Source organism: Curtobacterium sp. VKM Ac-1376, from assembly GCF_015351025.1.
In the GTDB taxonomy this organism is placed as follows: domain Bacteria; phylum Actinomycetota; class Actinomycetes; order Actinomycetales; family Microbacteriaceae; genus Curtobacterium.
In genome coordinates, this window is the sequence record NZ_JADKRV010000002.1 from 172,796 (window position 1) to 188,354 (window position 15,559).

The 15,559-nt window shown below is 69.2% G+C and carries 15 protein-coding genes; 11 read left to right on the forward strand and 4 right to left on the reverse strand.

Annotation, left to right across the window (positions count from 1 at the left end; all coding sequences use genetic code 11):
- The first annotated feature begins 51 nt into the window (after nt 1-51).
- The 3 genes from rplK (at nt 52) to ITJ56_RS03720 (ending at nt 1,957) form a co-directional block, all read left to right on the forward strand.
- Nucleotides 52-483 (forward strand): 50S ribosomal protein L11, encoded by a 432-nt coding sequence (gene rplK, locus ITJ56_RS03710; protein ID WP_017888638.1) that lies wholly within the window; start codon nt 52-54, stop codon nt 481-483.
- A 90-nt stretch (nt 484-573) separates the two neighbouring features.
- Nucleotides 574-1,263 (forward strand): 50S ribosomal protein L1, encoded by a 690-nt coding sequence (rplA, locus tag ITJ56_RS03715; RefSeq protein WP_194627772.1) that lies wholly within the window; start codon nt 574-576, stop codon nt 1,261-1,263.
- 85 nt (nt 1,264-1,348) lie between these two features.
- The gene (locus tag ITJ56_RS03720; protein WP_194627774.1) at nt 1,349-1,957 is read left to right on the forward strand and encodes a Pr6Pr family membrane protein; all 609 of its coding nucleotides are present in this window, start codon (nt 1,349-1,351) and stop codon (nt 1,955-1,957) included.
- Here ITJ56_RS03720 and ITJ56_RS03725 read toward each other — a convergent pair.
- Both ITJ56_RS03725 and ITJ56_RS03730 read right to left on the reverse strand, forming a co-directional pair.
- Nucleotides 1,954-2,637 (reverse strand): YqaJ viral recombinase family protein, encoded by a 684-nt coding sequence (locus tag ITJ56_RS03725; protein WP_194627776.1) that lies wholly within the window; start codon nt 2,635-2,637, stop codon nt 1,954-1,956. The two genes, ITJ56_RS03720 and ITJ56_RS03725, sit on opposite strands and share 4 nt — an antisense overlap.
- A 68-nt stretch (nt 2,638-2,705) precedes the next feature.
- The gene (locus ITJ56_RS03730; RefSeq protein WP_194627778.1) at nt 2,706-3,917 is read right to left on the reverse strand and encodes an ROK family transcriptional regulator; all 1,212 of its coding nucleotides are present in this window, start codon (nt 3,915-3,917) and stop codon (nt 2,706-2,708) included.
- 145 nt (nt 3,918-4,062) lie between these two features.
- Here ITJ56_RS03730 and ITJ56_RS03735 point away from each other — a divergent pair, with 145 nt between their 5' ends.
- The 6 genes from ITJ56_RS03735 to ITJ56_RS03760 all read left to right on the forward strand — a co-directional run bounded on the left by ITJ56_RS03735 (nt 4,063) and on the right by ITJ56_RS03760 (nt 10,557).
- Nucleotides 4,063-4,809 (forward strand): sugar phosphate isomerase/epimerase family protein, encoded by a 747-nt coding sequence (locus ITJ56_RS03735; RefSeq protein ID WP_194627780.1) that lies wholly within the window; start codon nt 4,063-4,065, stop codon nt 4,807-4,809.
- The gene (locus ITJ56_RS03740; RefSeq protein ID WP_194627782.1) at nt 4,806-5,951 is read left to right on the forward strand and encodes a Gfo/Idh/MocA family protein; all 1,146 of its coding nucleotides are present in this window, start codon (nt 4,806-4,808) and stop codon (nt 5,949-5,951) included. The genes ITJ56_RS03735 and ITJ56_RS03740 overlap by 4 nt, the downstream gene beginning before the upstream one ends.
- Nucleotides 5,952-6,109: 158 nt before the next feature.
- A complete protein-coding gene (locus ITJ56_RS03745) occupies nt 6,110-7,411 on the forward strand; it encodes an extracellular solute-binding protein (RefSeq protein ID WP_194627784.1) in 1,302 nt (433 codons plus the stop codon).
- A 249-nt stretch (nt 7,412-7,660) separates the two neighbouring features.
- The gene (locus tag ITJ56_RS03750) at nt 7,661-8,656 is read left to right on the forward strand and encodes a carbohydrate ABC transporter permease (RefSeq protein ID WP_194627785.1); all 996 of its coding nucleotides are present in this window, start codon (nt 7,661-7,663) and stop codon (nt 8,654-8,656) included.
- The gene (locus ITJ56_RS03755) at nt 8,649-9,488 is read left to right on the forward strand and encodes a carbohydrate ABC transporter permease (RefSeq protein ID WP_194627787.1); all 840 of its coding nucleotides are present in this window, start codon (nt 8,649-8,651) and stop codon (nt 9,486-9,488) included. Before ITJ56_RS03750 ends, ITJ56_RS03755 begins: the two co-directional genes overlap by 8 nt.
- Nucleotides 9,489-9,615: 127 nt before the next feature.
- The gene (locus ITJ56_RS03760; protein ID WP_194627789.1) at nt 9,616-10,557 is read left to right on the forward strand and encodes a TolB family protein; all 942 of its coding nucleotides are present in this window, start codon (nt 9,616-9,618) and stop codon (nt 10,555-10,557) included.
- Between the two features lie 84 nt (nt 10,558-10,641).
- Here the strand turns inward: ITJ56_RS03760 and ITJ56_RS03765 are convergent, their stop codons facing one another.
- Together ITJ56_RS03765 and ITJ56_RS03770 are read right to left on the reverse strand one after the other, a co-directional pair.
- On the reverse strand, nt 10,642-11,322 hold the full coding sequence (locus ITJ56_RS03765) for an ABC transporter ATP-binding protein (protein ID WP_194628186.1): 681 nt from the start codon (nt 11,320-11,322) through the stop codon (nt 10,642-10,644).
- A gap of 128 nt (nt 11,323-11,450) precedes the next feature.
- Nucleotides 11,451-12,992 carry an ABC transporter permease gene (locus ITJ56_RS03770; protein ID WP_194627791.1) on the reverse strand — a complete coding sequence of 514 codons (1,542 nt, stop codon included), beginning with the start codon at nt 12,990-12,992 and terminating at the stop codon, nt 11,451-11,453.
- A 237-nt stretch (nt 12,993-13,229) separates the two neighbouring features.
- Between ITJ56_RS03770 and ITJ56_RS03775 the strand changes: the two genes are divergently transcribed.
- Both ITJ56_RS03775 and ITJ56_RS03780 read left to right on the forward strand, forming a co-directional pair.
- A complete protein-coding gene (locus ITJ56_RS03775; RefSeq protein WP_194627793.1) occupies nt 13,230-13,970 on the forward strand; it encodes a response regulator transcription factor in 741 nt (246 codons plus the stop codon).
- Entirely contained in the window at nt 13,967-15,481 is a 1,515-nt protein-coding gene (locus ITJ56_RS03780) for a sensor histidine kinase (RefSeq protein ID WP_194627795.1), read from the forward strand. Before ITJ56_RS03775 ends, ITJ56_RS03780 begins: the two co-directional genes overlap by 4 nt.
- Nucleotides 15,482-15,559 lie beyond the last annotated feature (78 nt).

Below are 15,559 nucleotides of genomic sequence, written 5' to 3' on the forward strand. Positions count from 1 at the left end.
CGGGAGAGTGCACGGGTCCCCGTGCGTTCGATTCCAGGAGGAAGACAAGTCATGGCACCGAAGAAGAAGGTCACGGGCCTGATCAAGCTGCAGATCAACGCGGGAGCCGCCAACCCGGCCCCCCCGATCGGTCCGGCGCTCGGTCAGCACGGCGTCAACATCATGGAGTTCTGCAAGGCGTACAACGCGGCGACCGAGTCGCAGCGTGGCAACGTCGTGCCGGTCGAGATCACCGTCTACGAGGACCGTTCGTTCACGTTCGTCCTGAAGACCCCGCCGGCCGCCGAGCTCATCAAGAAGGCTGCTGGTGTGCAGAAGGGGTCATCGACCCCGCACACGGTGAAGGTCGCGAAGATCTCGATGGACCAGGTCCGTCAGATCGCCGAGACCAAGCAGGCCGACCTGAACGCCAACGACATCGAGCAGGCCGCGAAGATCATCGCCGGCACCGCACGCTCGATGGGCATCACGGTCGAGGCCTAAGCACCGATCGGGCTCCGGCCCACCACCAGACACCTTTCCGTGGGAGAGCCTCGCCGGCTCGCCAACCACGTATCTCGCAAGGAGACCACCATGGCGAAGAAGTCCAAGGCCTACCAGGCCGCGGCCGCGAAGATCGAGGCCGACAAGTTCTACACCCCGACCGAGGCAGTCGCCCTGGCCAAGGAGACCGGTTCCTCCAAGACCGACTCCACGGTCGAGGTCGCGCTGAAGCTCGGCGTCGACCCCCGCAAGGCCGACCAGATGGTCCGCGGCACGGTCATCCTGCCGCACGGCACGGGCAAGACCGCCCGCGTCATCGTGTTCGCGACGGGTGCAGCTGCTGAGGCAGCGATCGCTGCCGGCGCTGACGAGGTCGGTGGCGACGAGCTCATCGCGAAGGTCGCCGAGGGCTACACCTCGTTCGACTCCGCCGTCGCGACCCCGGAGCTCATGGGCAAGGTCGGTCGTCTCGGCAAGGTGCTCGGCCCGCGTGGCCTCATGCCGAACCCGAAGACCGGTACCGTGACCCCGAACGTGGCGCAGGCCGTCAACGACATCAAGGGCGGCAAGATCGAGTTCCGCGTCGACAAGCACGCCAACGTGCACTTCGTCGTCGGCAAGGCCTCGTTCACCCCGGAGCAGCTCGACGAGAACATCTCGACCGCGCTCGAGGAGATCAACCGCCTCAAGCCGTCGTCGTCGAAGGGCCGCTACGTCATGAAGGGCGCCGTCTCGACGACCTTCGGTCCCGGCATCCCGCTGGACGTCAACAGCATCTGAGTCGAGTGACTCGTGGAAGGGCCCGCACCGGCGACGGTGCGGGCCCTTCCTGCACGTCGGACGACGGTCCCGATAGCGTGGGGCCGTGCGTACCCTCGTGAACTCGCTCCGGCTCATCGCCCTGATCGCCGTCGTCGTCGCGGTCGTCGCGCAGTGGCTGGAGAGCTCCCGGAGCCCGACGTACTCATTCTGGAACTTCTTCGGCTACTTCACGATCCAGTCGAACCTGATCATCGCCGTGGCACTCGCGGTGACGCTCGTCGCCGGGGCCCGTCGCAAGCGGGCGGAACTCGCCGTCTCGGTGCTCCGTGGTGCCGCGACGGTGTACATCGCGACGACCGGCATCGTCTACAACACCCTGTTGTCGAACGCCGACGTCTCGGCCTCCGTGCCGTGGTCGAACGACATCGTGCACAGGATCATCCCGGTGTACGCCGTCCTGGACTGGCTGCTGTTCTCCGACCGGGCGCGGCTGCTGTTCCGGCACGTGTGGTGGTTCCTGGTCTACCCCGCCGTGTGGGTCGTCGTCGTGCTGGTCCGCGGTGCCACGGACGGCTGGGTGCCGTACCCGTTCCTCGACCCGGCGCAGGGCTACGGCGTCGTGGCGATCTACGTCGTCGGGATCGCCGTGTCGATCGGGTTGCTCGGCGTCCTCGTGGTGGGGATGAGCCGACTCCGCCTGGTGCGGGTCTAGGAGCGGAAGCCGCGCAGCTTGTCGAGCACCAGGTCGGCCAGCTGCACGAGCCCGCGGATCTGCTCGTCGTCGCGGTCCACCCAGCGGCACTCCGGCTCGTCGGCGACCGGGACGAAGCCGTCGTGGCGTTCCCAGACGAACAGGGTGCGGTCGGCGCCGAGGACGTACTGCTGCCACCAGACCTGCCGCAGGTAGTGCCGGGGGATGCTGCGCCAGGCCTTCCCGGTGGTCTTGATCTCGGCGAGCACCACGCGGGACGACCCGTCGACGCCGACGCCGTCCGGGGTGGCGAGGTGCGCACGGTTCGCGGCGGCGTGGAACAGGTGGGCCGAGGGCTGGATGCCGTGCGTGGCGGCCACCCACGCGGCGATCACCGGTTCGCGGTCCTTGCCGTGCTCGGTGAACGCGTTGCCGGAGAACCGGGAGCCGTAGCGCTTGTCGGTGACGACGGCGTCGACGGCGCGCAGTGACGCGAGCCGGGCGACGTCGGTGGCGGTGATGCCCATCGCGCGGGCGCGGAGCCAGGCGACGCGGTCGGACGAGTGCGCGACGATGCGCTCGGTGTGGCCGCGCAGGGCGGTGAAGGCGTCACGAGCAGCCGGGGCCGGCGTACCGGGGGCGGGAAGGGCCTCCGAGCCGGGGTCCAGGTCGCCCCACAGGGTGGGCTGCACGGTCGTCACCCGACGATTGTCCCCCCGACCACCGGCAAGACCGAAACCGACGCGCTCACGCGACCTCGGGGTGTGCGTCAGGAGACCAGCTCGCGCCCCTCGGCGAAGGCGACCAGCTCGTCCACCCCGATGGGGGAGAGCGCGTACCCGATGGCGAGCGCGGCGGCGCCCTGCAGTGCGGCGAGGGACCCGGCACGGGACTGCGCGATGACCAGGTGTTCGGTGGCCAGCGGCATCGAGCGCGCGTACACGACCTCCCGGACGCCGGCGAGCAGGTGCTCTCCGGCCTGTGTGATCGAGCCGCCGAGGACGATCACCGACGGGTTCATCAGCGAGATGCACGTCGCCAGGACCTCGCCGATGTCGCGCCCCGCCTGCCGGACGGCGTAGATGGCGTCGAGGTCGGACCGGTTTACCAGGTCGATCACGTCCGCGCTCGTGTGCACGTCGTGGCCCTTGGCACGGAGTGCGCGGGCGATGGCGGGCCCGGAGGCCACGGCCTCCAGGCAGCCGGTGTTGCCGCAGTGGCACGGGACGTCGCCGGCGCTCGAGACCCGGACGTGGCCGATGTCGCCAGCGGTACCCTGTGCCCCTCGCTGCAGCCGCCCCTCGGAGACGATGCCGGAGCCGATGCCGGTGGCCACCTTCACGAAGAGCAGGTGGTGGACGTCGGGCCACCCGTGCTCCCGCTCGCCGAGTGCCGCGATGTTGACGTCGTTGTCGAGCAGGACGTGTGCCGCGATGTGCTGGTGGAGCCACGACGGGACGTCGAAGCCGTCCCAGCCGGGCATGATCGGGGGGTTCGCGGGGCGTCCGGTGGAGAACTCGACCGGACCGGGGACACCGATGCCGATCGCGATGATGTCCTGCCGGCTGCGACCGACCTCCGCGAGGAGCTCGTCGATGGTCTCGACGAGCCAGGACAGCGTGGGGAGAGGACCTGCGGCGATGTCGATCCGGGCCTCGCGGGTGGCGAGCGGTGTCGCGACCAGGTCGGTGACGGCGACGCGACCGTGCGACGCGCCGAGGTCGGCGGCGATCACGAGCCGGGCGCGCGGCTTCAGGGCCACCTGCGCCGGTGGCCGACCCCCCGTGGAGACCGCGGTGTCGACGGCGCCGACCAGCCCGATGTCGATCAGGGAGTCGAGGCGCACGCCGATGGTGGAGCGTGCGAGTCCTGTCAGGGCGGCGAGCTCGGCCCTGGTGCGCGGCACGCCGTCGCGGAGGATCTGGAAGAGCTCGCTCGTCCCGACCGGAGGCGACGTTGCCGTCCGGTTCAAGTCGACCATGTGGGGAGTGAAGCACACATCGATCGCGCCACGCAACGAAGTCCGTCGAGATTCCTCGGACTTTTGCTTGACCGCCGACAAAAGTGCTCGTAGTGTGACGAACGGTCAGTGACGACCGCACCATCTCGACGAGGAGAACCCCCTGGTGACCCAACCGCTCTCGGTCCAGCTCTACACCGTGCGTGACGCGCTCTCGGCAGACCTGCCCGGCACGCTCCGCCGCATCGCCGACATCGGCTACACGAACGTGGAGGCCTTCGGCTTCGTCGACAACGCCGACGAACTCGCCGCGGCCCTGCGCGACGCCGGCCTCGCCGCTCCGAGCGGTCACGCCCGCCTGCTGGACGCGGGTGAGCAGGACCTCGAGCGCATCTTCCACGCCTCGGTCACGATCGGTCTCGGCACGCTCATCGACCCGCACATCGACGAGGCCCGCTGGACCACCCGCGAGGACGTCGAGGCCATCGCCCGCGAACTCAGCGCCCTCGCACCGCGCGCGGCCGACCACGGGCTCGTCCTGGGCTACCACAACCACGCGTTCGAGTTCTCGAACCGCATCGACGGCGTCAGTGCCTACGAGGTCTTCGCCGACGCGCTGTCCGACGACGTCGTGCTCGAACTCGACACCTACTGGGTGCAGGTCGGCGGCGACGACCCGGTGGCGATCATCGGGAAGTACGGCGACCGCGTCCAGTTCCTGCACGTCAAGGACGGCGACGGCTCACACGACGACAAGCAGCAGGTGGCCGTGGGCAACGGCATCATGCCGATCCGCGAGATCATCGCCGCTGCGCCCGACGCGCTGCACGTCGTCGAGCTCGACGACCACGAGGGTGACGTGTTCCAGGCCGTCGCCGACTCCTACACGTTCCTCGAGGGGGCCCGCGCATGACCGACACCGTTGTGGACGACGAGACCACCAGCACCACCAAGACCGGCCCGGTCGGCGTCGGTGTCATCGGCGCCGGGGTCATCTCCGACCAGTACCTGTCGAACCTCACCGTCTTCCCCGACGTGGTGGTCCGCTTCATCGCCGACATCGACCTGCCCCGTGCCGCAGCGCAGGCCGAGAAGTGGGGCGTCCCCGGATCGGGCACCGTCGAGGAGCTCCTGGCCGACGACGACATCGAGATCGTCGTCAACCTGACGATCCCGGCCGCCCACGTCGAGGTCGCCCTGCAGGCCCTCGCCGCAGGCAAGCACGTGTGGGGCGAGAAGCCCTACGCCCTCGACCGCGAGAGCGCCACGCAGCTCCGCGACGCCGCGGCAGCAGCGGGCAAGACCGTCAGCGTCGCCCCGGACACGTTCCTCGGCGCCGGACTGCAGACCGCGCTCCGCACGATCCGCGAGGGTCGGATCGGGAAGCCCCTCAACGGCCTGACGCTCTTCCAGAGCCCCGGCCCCGAGTCGTGGCACCCGAGCCCCGAGTTCCTCTTCGCGTACGGCGCCGGCCCGCTCTTCGACATCGGCCCGTACTACATCACGACGCTCGTGCAGACGTTCGGTGCGGTGAAGAAGGTCACCGCGACGGCCTCGAAGTCCCGTGCGACGCGCACCATCGGCTCCGGTCCGAAGGCGGGCACCGAGTTCCCGGTCGAGGTCCCGACGAACCACTCCGCGTTGATCGAGTTCGAGGACGGCGGGAGCGCGCAGAGCGTCTTCTCGTTCGAGTCGGACAGGGGTCGCACCGGCTTCGTCGAGATCGCGGGGGAGACCGGCACAGTCGTGTTCCCCGACCCCAACAACTTCGACGGTGACACCGAGCTCTACGCGCTCGGCAGCGAGGAGCCCGAGACGATCCCCGCGGTCGGCTCGACCTACTCGCGCGGCACCGGCGTGGTCGACCTCGCACGCTCGCTGCGTGCGGGCGACGAGAACCGCGTCCCCGGTGCGCTCGCCTTCCACGTCCTCGACGTGATGGTCTCCATCGCCGAGGCCGCAGAACGTGGCGAGGCGGTGCTCGTCGAGAGCACCGTGTCGCCCTCCCAGACCCTCCCCGAGGGTTGGGATCCCGCGGAACACACCCTGGCCTGACCGGTCGCGTGCGTCCCGCACCCACAGCAGCACCACTGCCACCACCACCCGCACCACCCGCACCACCCGCACCACCCGCACCACCCGCACCACCCGCACCACCCGCAAGATCCTTGCCCCATCCCTGCACCATCTCAACGACGAGAAAGTAGAGAGTCATGCGCACTGTCACCCGCGCACTGGCCATCACCGCGGCCGCCGCACTCACCGTGTCCGGCCTCGCAGCCTGCTCCTCCGGATCGTCCGGCGACGCCGGCGACTCCAAGACGCTCACCTACTGGGCGTCCAACCAGGGCACGTCCCTGCAGAACGACAAGGAGGTGCTGACCCCCGTCCTCGAGAAGTTCACGAAGGAGACCGGGATCAAGGTCGACCTCCAGGTCATCGGCTGGAACGACCTGCAGACCAAGATCCAGACCGCCGTCACCTCGGGCCAGGGCCCGGACGTCGTCAACATCGGCAACACCTGGGCGACCTCGCTGCAGGCCACCGGCGCCTTCCAGGAGTTCGGTGACGCCGAGATGAAGGCGATCGGCGGTGCCGACAAGTTCGGCAAGGTCGCGCTCTCCACCGGTGGCGCCCCCGGCGAGACGGTCACGAGCGTCCCGCTCTACGGGCTCGCCTACGGCCTGTACTACAACAAGAAGATGCTCGCGGACGCCGGGATCACCCCGCCCACCACGTGGGAGGACATGGTCGCGGACGCCAAGAAGCTGACCAAGGGTGACACCTACGGGTTCAGCCTCGCCGGCGGTTCGTACACCGAGAACTCGCACTTCGCCTTCATCAACTCGGCGCAGAACGGTGGCGAGTGGTTCGACGAGGACGGCAAGCCGACCTTCACGTCGAAGGCCAACGTCGACGGAATCAAGCGCTACCTCGACCTGATGCAGGACGCCAAGGTCGCGAACCCGTCGAACGCGCAGTACGACAACGCGACGCAGTCCACCACGGACTTCGCGAAGAAGAAGGCCGCGTTCATCCTCAACCAGAACAACGCCAACGCGACCATCGAGTCCCTCGGGATGAAGTCGTCCGAGTACGGCGTCGTCGCCCTGCCCGCACCGACCGGCGGCGAGGAGATCGCCTCGTTCCCGGCCGGTATCAACCTCTCCGTCTTCAAGAACACGAAGAACAAGGAGGGCGCGCTCAAGTTCGTCAAGTACATGACGGACATGGACACGCAGACGACGCTGGACAAGCCGTACTCGGCTCTGCCGGTGCTCGCCGAGGCTGCTGACTCCGTCACCGACGAGCAGACGAAGACGTTCCTCGACATCTACAACAACAAGGCGAAGCCGCTCCCGCTCGTGCCCGCCGAGGACCAGTTCGAGTCCACGGTCGGCAAGGCGATGAACGACATGTTCGCCAAGATCGCGACCGGCTCCAAGGTCTCCGAGGCCGACATCAAGTCGGCCCTGCAGACGGCTCAGGACCAGGTGTCCCAGGCCGCCGGTTGATCCTCCCTGGAGGCCCGGGTCGCGTCCGCCGGACGCGCCCGGGCCTCCGCCCCTGACGTTCCAGGGCCGACCACCCGTCGGCCGTGAGGCTCACGCCCCACGCACCCCGCGCCTCTCCCCACGGCCTCGGCCGCCACGCTGCTCCGCAAGCTCCGCATCGCGTCGGAACCGGGCCGCGTGGGCCCACGCCGCTGCCACGGCCCCCGCGGACCGCACCTGCACGCCCCTCCTGCCGAAAGGCCACCGCCCATGTCCACGACGGTCCTGCCCGACTCGGAGCGCATCGACCTGACGCACACGAAGGGTCCGACGATGTCGGGCCGTCCGCCAGGTCGCAAGCGCAAGACCCACTGGCTGCCCTACGCGCTCGTCGCGCCGGCCATCCTGTTCGAGCTGCTCATCCACATCGTCCCGATGCTCACCGGCATCTGGATCTCGTTCATCCAGCTCACCAAGTACTTCATCGCCAACTGGGGCGCCGCACCCTTCGACGGGTTCAAGAACTACCAGGTCGCGATCGACTTCGACCAGGCGATCGGCCGCGGGGTCCTCAACTCGTTCCTCATCACCTGTGCCTTCACGGTCCTGGTCGTCGGGCTCTCCTGGACCTTCGGCATGGCCGCGGCCGTCGCGCTGCAGAAGCCGTTCGCGGGTCGCGGGCTGTTCCGCACCCTGTTCCTGGTGCCCTACGCGCTGCCGATGTACGCCGGTGTGATCACGTGGAAGTTCATGTTCCAGCGTGACTCCGGAGCGCTCAACCACCTGTTGGTCGATCAACTCGGACTGTTCGGCGGGAACGCCCCGTTCTGGCTCATCGGCAACAACGCCTTCGTCGCGGTCGTCGTCGTGGCGATCTGGAAGACCTGGCCGTTCGCGTTCCTGATGCTCATGGCCGGCCTGCAGTCCGTCCCGAACGACGTCTACGAGGCCGCCTCGGTCGACGGTGCGAAGCCGTTCCGCCAGTGGCGCTCGATCACGCTGCCGATGGTCCGCCCCGTCAACGTGACGCTCGTGCTCGTGATGTTCCTGTGGACGTTCAACGACTTCAACACGCCGTTCGTGCTGTTCGGCTCGACCGCGCAGCCACCCGCCGCGGACCTGCTGAGCTTCCACATCTACAACGCGTCGTTCATCACCTGGAACTTCGGTTCGGGTGCCGCGATGAGCGTCCTGCTCCTCCTCTTCCTGCTCGTCGTCACCGGCATCTACCTCGCCGTGACCAACCGGAGGTCCGTCCGTGCGTGAGACAACTGGCGCCAAGTCCTTCAAGATCATCACCCTGATCGTCCTGACCCTGTTCACGGTCGTTCCCTTGTACGTGATGGTCACCACGGCGATCAAGCCGCTCGGCGACGTGCAGGACAACTTCACGTGGATCCCGACCACCATCACCTTCCAGCCGTTCATCGACATGTGGTCGACGGTGCCGCTCGGCCGGTACTTCATCAACTCGCTCGTGGTGTGCACCGTGGCGACGGTGTTCTCGCTCATCATCGCGACGTTCGCCGCCTACGGTGTCTCGCGCTGGAACTTCAAGGGCAAGAGCACCTTCACCACCGCGGTGCTCTCCACGCAGATGTTCCCCGGCGTGCTGTTCCTGCTCCCGCTGTTCCTCATCTTCACGAACCTCGGCAACACCCTGGGCATCCAGCTCGTCGGGTCGTGGCTCGGCCTGATCATCACCTACCTGACGTTCACGCTGCCGTTCTCGATCTGGATGCTCGCGGGCTACTTCGAGACGATCCCGCGCGAGCTCGACGAGGCCGCCATGGTGGACGGTTCGGGCCCGATGGGTGCGCTGTTCCGCGTCATCCTGCCGTCGGCCCGTCCGGGCATGGTGGCGGTCGGGATCTACTCGTTCATGACGGCCTGGGGTGAGGTCCTCTTCGCCTCGGTCATGACGAACGGTCTCGGCTCGACACTGGCGGTCGGTCTGCAGCAGTACTCGACGCAGACGAACGTGTACTGGAACCAGATCATGGCGGCGAGCCTCGTGGTCAGCATCCCGGTCGTGATCGCGTTCCTCGTGGTCCAGCGCCAGTTCGTCGCCGGTCTGACCGCCGGTGCGGTGAAGTAGGCGACAGCCCTTCCACAAGACACCGGTGTTCGTGCTCGACACCCCCGCAGGACGCGGTGCCAGCGCGAACACCGGTGTTCTGCCGTCCCCCCCCCCCGACCACGCGACGATCCGACAGGATGCGACCATGACCGAGACCCGCGGGCGGCAGCTGCTGCCCGGACAGACCAGCCGCGTGCACGTGTACGACGTCGAGACCCGCACCTCGCGGCTCGTCTTCGAGTCCGACTCGGTGCTCGTCGAAGCACCGAACGTCCTCGACGCCGGCACCCTCGTGCTCAACGGGAACGGCGACCTCTGGCTGCTCCGGTTGCCGTCGTCCGACAGCGGTACCGTGCTCGACGAGACCGCACTCGTCCCCGTGCCGATGGACGGCGTCGACGAGATCAACAACGACCACGTGCTCGATCCCTCGGGGTCCTCGATCGTGGTGAGCGCCCGGGACGGTGAGCTCTACCGGGTCCCGCTGCCCGACGGCGGCCCGACGACCCGGATCACCGACGTCGCCGCTGCGCTGCCGGTCCGGCGCAAGTTCTACCTGCACGGCATCGCCCCGGACGGCAGCGCCCTCGCGGCCATCGTCGGCGACCTGTCCGACGAGGGCGTGTGGACCACCGACGTCGCCCTCGTCGACCCGGAGACCGGTGCGCCCACCTTCGTCACACGCGACGAACACCCCGACGACGGCTGCACGTTCAGCCCGTCGGGCGGGATCCTGCTCTGGAACACAGAGCGCTTCACCCCGGGCACCGCGCAGCTGGCCGTGCTCTGGCCGGGGCACGACAGCCCGGTCCGCCTGACCGACGACGACCGCGTGAACTGGTTCCCGCACCTCTCCCCGGACGCTTCGCACCTGCTGTACCTGTCGTACGAGCCCGGCGTGCAGGGCCACCCGGCCGACCACCGCGTCGAGCTCCGGCTCATGCCGGGTTCGCTCGTGCGGGGCGCCCGGATCGCCGTGGTGCCGGAGACCCTCGTCGCGCTCCGCGGCGGGCAGGGGACGGTCAACGTGCCGCCGTGGGCGCCGGACTCGACCTGGTTCGCGTACTGCGACTACCCGGTGGCCTGAGCCGCGGCACCGGACGCGAGCAGGCCGGGAGGCACGGTGCGCTGCGGATGCGCGCCGTGCCTCCCGGCCTGTGCAGTGCGGACGCTAGTGGGCCTCGCGCACCTGCCCCTGCTTGATGTGGAGGCGGCGCTCCGCCCGCTTCGCCACCCACGAGTCGTGCGTGACGATCACGACCGTCAGGCCGCGCTCCTTCCACTGCTTCTCGATGAGGCCCATGATCTCGTCACGGGTCGCCTCGTCGAGTGCGCCCGTCGGTTCGTCGGCGAGCAGGACGCTCGGGTTCTTCACCAGCGCTCGAGCGATGGCGACGCGCTGCTGCTGCCCACCGGACAGCTCCGTCGGCAGGTGGTCGAGCCGCTCGCCCAGCCCGACCTCGCGGAGCGCCGCCGTCGCCCGCTCACGGACCTCGCTGCGTGACCGGTTCGCGAGCGACCCGGCGAACGCCGTCTCGACGTTCTCGAGCGCCGTCAGGGTCGGGATCAGGTTGAAGCTCTGGAACACGAACCCGATCTCGGTCGCCCGCAGGTCGGTCAGTGCACGGTCGCCGAGCTTCGCCACGTCGCGGTCGCCGCCGAGGTGGATCGACCCAGCGGTCGGCCGGTCCAGCGCGCCGAGCATCTGCAGCAGCGTCGACTTGCCGCCGCCGGTCGGCCCCTGGATCGCGACGAGCTGCCCCTGCGGGATCGTCAGGTCGACGTTCGTCAGGGCGGTCACGGTGCGGTTCTTCTGCTTGTACGTCTTGCTGACGTTCGTCAGCCGGTACATCGGACTGGAGGCGCGGTTCGCCTCCGCCGCGTCGGCTGCGGTGTCGGTGCTGGTCACGGTGGTTCCTCCTGGTCGCGTGGTGGGGTTCGCATCGGTGGTCGGGACGGCGCCCGTGGCCGGTCCGGGCATCAGGCGACGCTCCGCAGTGCCTCGGCCGGACGGAGCCGGCTCGCACGCCAGCCACCGAGCGCGCCCGCGAGCAGACCGCCGAGGATCGCCAGGCCGATCGCCAGCAGGATCACCTCGACCGTGACCGGGGCGTGCAGGACGACGTCGGTCGTCGACGCTGTGCTCGCGCCGCCGCCACCGCCGAACCCGCCGGCCGGGGCGCCGCCGCCCGCGCCGCTGCCCGCCGCTGCGGTCGCCGCGCCGCCGGGCATGCCGCCGCCTGCCCCGCCGCCCGCGCCGCCGCCACCGGCGGTCGTGCTCGAGGCGCTCGCCGAGATCGTCGGGCTGATGATGTTCACCACGAGGATGCCGATCAGGCCGGCCGCGGCGCCGAGGACACCGCCGATCAGGCCCTGGACCAGGGACTCACCGGCGACCTGCCGGGTGATCCGGCCGTTCGACCAGCCGATCGCCTTCAGCGTGCCGAATTCGCGGGTGCGTCGGGTGACGCCGGAGATCGTGAACAGGATCGCGATGAGGAAGGCCGCTGCCAGGACCACGATCGACAGCCACTTGCCGAGGTTGGAGACCAGGCTCGACGCGGTGCTCAGGGAGCCGGACACGCTGGAGGCCAGGTCCGCCTCGGTGGAGACGGTCGCCGTGGTGAGTTGCTTCTGCAGCGTGGTCTTGATCGTGCTGACGTCCGACGACGACTCGGCGGACACGTAGATCGAGGTGACCTTGCCGTCGAGGTCGGCCAGCGCCTGTGCGGTGTCGAGCGGGATGTAGGTGTTCGAGCCCGTCGTCGAGGACGACCCGGTCGAGCTGACGATGCCGATCACGGTGAAGTCCGAGCCACCGATGTCGATCGTGTCGCCGACCGCCTTGGACTCGCTCTTCGCGTAGGACGCGTCGAGCACGACGACGTCCTTGCCGGCGTCCTTCGACGTGAACGAGCGCCCCTTCGTGAGCTCGGTGCTGGTCAGCGGACCGACGGCGTCACCGGACACCGGGATACCGGTGACGGTGAACGAGTCGACGCTGAACGAGCCACCGCCGAAGCCGCCGCCGCCGCCACCGCTCGGCGGACCCTGCTGCGTCGTGCTGCTGTCGCTGCTGCTGTCGTCGGTGGACTGCTGCTGGACCTGGCCGGAGAACGTGCTGTTCTCGAGGGTCAGCACGCCCGTCGCCGCGGAGACCCCGTCGGTGCTCGTGATCGTCGACAGGTTCGACGCGTTCAGCGTGCTCGTGCCGCGCGAGACCGCGAGCCTCGACTGGGAGAGGTCCGTCGAGCCGCTGTCGTCGCTGCTGCTGTCGCCCTGGCTGCCGAAGTCGAAGCTCGGACGTCCTCCGCTCGCCGACTGGGTCGCGGTCTTCGTCACCGTGATGTCGGTGCCGACGCCGTAGACGGACTGCAGCACGCTCTTCTGGGCCGCCTGCACGCCGCCCGAGATCGAGGACACGATCACCACGAGGGCGATGGCCAGGGCCATGCCGATCGCGATGATGACGGTCTGCTTCTTGCGGTTGGTGAGCTCGCGCCTGAGGTAGGTCAGGAACATGGTTCTCCTCGGTGGTGGCCGGCGGGGATCACCGGCCGCGCAGAGCACGCGGCGGGGCCGACGAGGAGAACCTATGGAGCGTTGTTGTGGTGCACACTGCCACTTCCGATGAACTGTCTAAGGGGCGCACAGTCGGAACGAACCTCGGGAAGACCGCGCGCTCCGAGCAGGGGAGTACACAGATCGGCCAGGGGCTGCCCACAGATCGCTCATAGGAAACTCTCGATACTCGAAGACGTGACCATCTCCCAGCCTGCAGCAGCCCCGCGCCTCACGCGTGCCGACGGAACCCCGTTGCGCATCCTCGTCGTCGACGACGAAGCCAGCCTCACCGACCTCCTGTCCATGGCGCTCCGGTACGAGGGCTGGGACGTGAAGAGCGCGAACGGCGGGCAGGACGCCCTGACCACGGCGCGGGAGTTCAAGCCCGACGCCATGGTGCTCGACGTGATGATGCCGGACCTCGACGGCCTGCAGGTGCTGAGCCGGCTCCGGCAGAACAACGACGACACCCCGGTGCTGTTCCTCACCGCGAAGGACAGCGTCGAGGACCGCGTCACCGGCCTCACCGCCGGCGGCGACGACTACGTCACGAAGCCGTTCTCGCTCGAGGAAGTCGTGGCGCGCCTCCGTGGGCTCATCCGCCGCTCGCAGATCTCGATCTCGGAGGCCGGGGACTCTCGCATCGTCGTGGGCGACCTGGTGCTCGACGAGGAGTCCTACGAGGTCACCCGTGCCGGACGCTCCATCGAGCTGACCGCCACCGAGTTCGAGTTGCTCCGGTTCCTCATGCGCAACCCCCGACGTGTGCTGTCGAAGGCGCAGATCCTCGATCGCGTGTGGTCGTACGACTTCGGCGGCAAGTCGTCGGTGGTCGAGATCTACATCTCCTACCTGCGCAAGAAGATCGACGCGGGCGAGACCCCGATGATCCACACGGTGCGCGGCGTCGGGTACGTCATCAAGCCGACCTCGTGACCCTGCGGCGTCGGCTCGTCCTGAGCATCGTCGCCCTCGTCGTGGCCGTCAGCGCGGTGATCGGGGCGGCGAGCATCGTCGCCCTCGCGTCGATCCAGACCGACGCGATCGACAAGCAGATCACGAGCGCCACCCACCGAGCGCAGCGGTACCTGCAGGAGAACGAGTCGGGGCAACCCGGCATCGACCTGTCCCGTCCGTCCGGGCAGGCGGCCGGGACCCTGACCGCGTACTTCGTCGACGGCCAGGTCGTGATCGCGAGCATCCTGGACGAGTACGGACGTCCGAGCGGCATCACCCAGTCGAGCGCGCAGGCCCTCGGCACCGTGCGCGTCGGCGCTGAGCCGGCCACGGTCGACGTCGGGGCCGACATCGGTCGGTACCGGGTCGCGGCCGTCACCGTCGGACCCGCTGTCCTGGTCGTCGGCCTGCCGATGGCGCCCGTGGACGACAGCGTGTGGAAGCTGTTCGGCGTCGTGATGACCGTCGTCGCCGCGGCGCTGCTGGCAGGTTCGATCGTCGCCGCGGTCGTCGTCCGGAGATCCCTCCGCCCGCTCGAGCGCGTCGCCGAGACCGCTTCGACCGTCGCCCGGATGCCCCTCGACCGCAGCGACGCCCTCGACGGTGTCCGGGTCCCCGACACCGATCCCCGCACCGAGGTCGGCCGGGTCGGCAGCGCGTTCAACCGGATGCTCGGGCACATCAGCGGCGCCATGCAGGCCCGGGAGCGCTCGGAGCAGAAGGTCCGGCAGTTCGTCGCGGATGCCTCGCACGAGCTCCGCACCCCGCTCGCCTCGGTCCGCGGGTACGCCGAGCTCACCCGACGGATGGGCGGCGACCTGCCGAAGGACGTCGTGTACGCGATGAGCCGCATCGAGTCGGAGTCCATCCGGATGACCTCGATGGTCGAGGACCTGCTGCTCCTCGCCCGCCTCGACGAGGGCCGGGAGATCCAGTTCGACGAGGTCGACCTCACCGGCCTGGTGCTGGACGCCGTGAACGACGCGCACGCGGCGTCGCCCGGCCACGTCATCGAGGTCGACGTCCCGCCGGAACCCGTCTCCGTCGTCGGGGACGCCGCGCGCCTGCACCAGGTCATCGTGAACCTCGTCACGAACGCCAGGACCCACACGCCCGAGGGCACGCGCATCACGGTGGGCATCGCCTCGGCCGCCGGCGGAGTGGACCTGACCGTGCGGGACACGGGCCAGGGCATCGACCCCGAGTTCCTGCCGAAGCTGTTCGAACGCTTCGCCCGTGCCGACAGCTCGCGCTCCCGCACCGTCGGGTCGACCGGGCTCGGGCTCGCGATCGTGGATGCGGTCGTCCAGGCACACGGCGGCAGCGTCGAGGTGACGAGCGAGCCGGGGGACACCGTGTTCACGGTGCACCTGCCGCTCGACCCGGCACGGGCTGCCGCGTCCGCGTCTGCGGCCCCCGGGGGATCCGACGGGCCCGCGGAGTCCGCGGACTGGTCCGCGACGCCGGCTGCGGTGGACGGCACGCACTAGCGGACGGGAGGCGCGGGGCGGGCCCGCACCGCGCCTCCCGTCCGTGTTTGGTCTCGTCCGCGACGTCTGGTACAGTTC

What these genes read in the sequence shown, in the direction of transcription:
- ITJ56_RS03745 (WP_194627784.1), top strand. Translation starts at nt 6,110, where the DNA reads ATGCGCACTGTCACCCGCGCACTGGCCATCACCGCGGCCGCCGCACTC.
- ITJ56_RS03760 (WP_194627789.1), top strand. Translation starts at nt 9,616, where the DNA reads ATGACCGAGACCCGCGGGCGGCAGCTGCTGCCCGGACAGACCAGCCGC.
- rplA (WP_194627772.1), top strand. Translation starts at nt 574, where the DNA reads ATGGCGAAGAAGTCCAAGGCCTACCAGGCCGCGGCCGCGAAGATCGAG.
- ITJ56_RS03740 (WP_194627782.1), top strand. Translation starts at nt 4,806, where the DNA reads ATGACCGACACCGTTGTGGACGACGAGACCACCAGCACCACCAAGACC.
- rplK (WP_017888638.1), top strand. Translation starts at nt 52, where the DNA reads ATGGCACCGAAGAAGAAGGTCACGGGCCTGATCAAGCTGCAGATCAAC.
- ITJ56_RS03770 (WP_194627791.1), bottom strand. Translation starts at nt 12,992, where the DNA reads ATGTTCCTGACCTACCTCAGGCGCGAGCTCACCAACCGCAAGAAGCAG.
- ITJ56_RS03750 (WP_194627785.1), top strand. Translation starts at nt 7,661, where the DNA reads ATGTCCACGACGGTCCTGCCCGACTCGGAGCGCATCGACCTGACGCAC.
- ITJ56_RS03765 (WP_194628186.1), bottom strand. Translation starts at nt 11,322, where the DNA reads ATGTACCGGCTGACGAACGTCAGCAAGACGTACAAGCAGAAGAACCGC.
- ITJ56_RS03730 (WP_194627778.1), bottom strand. Translation starts at nt 3,917, where the DNA reads ATGGTCGACTTGAACCGGACGGCAACGTCGCCTCCGGTCGGGACGAGC.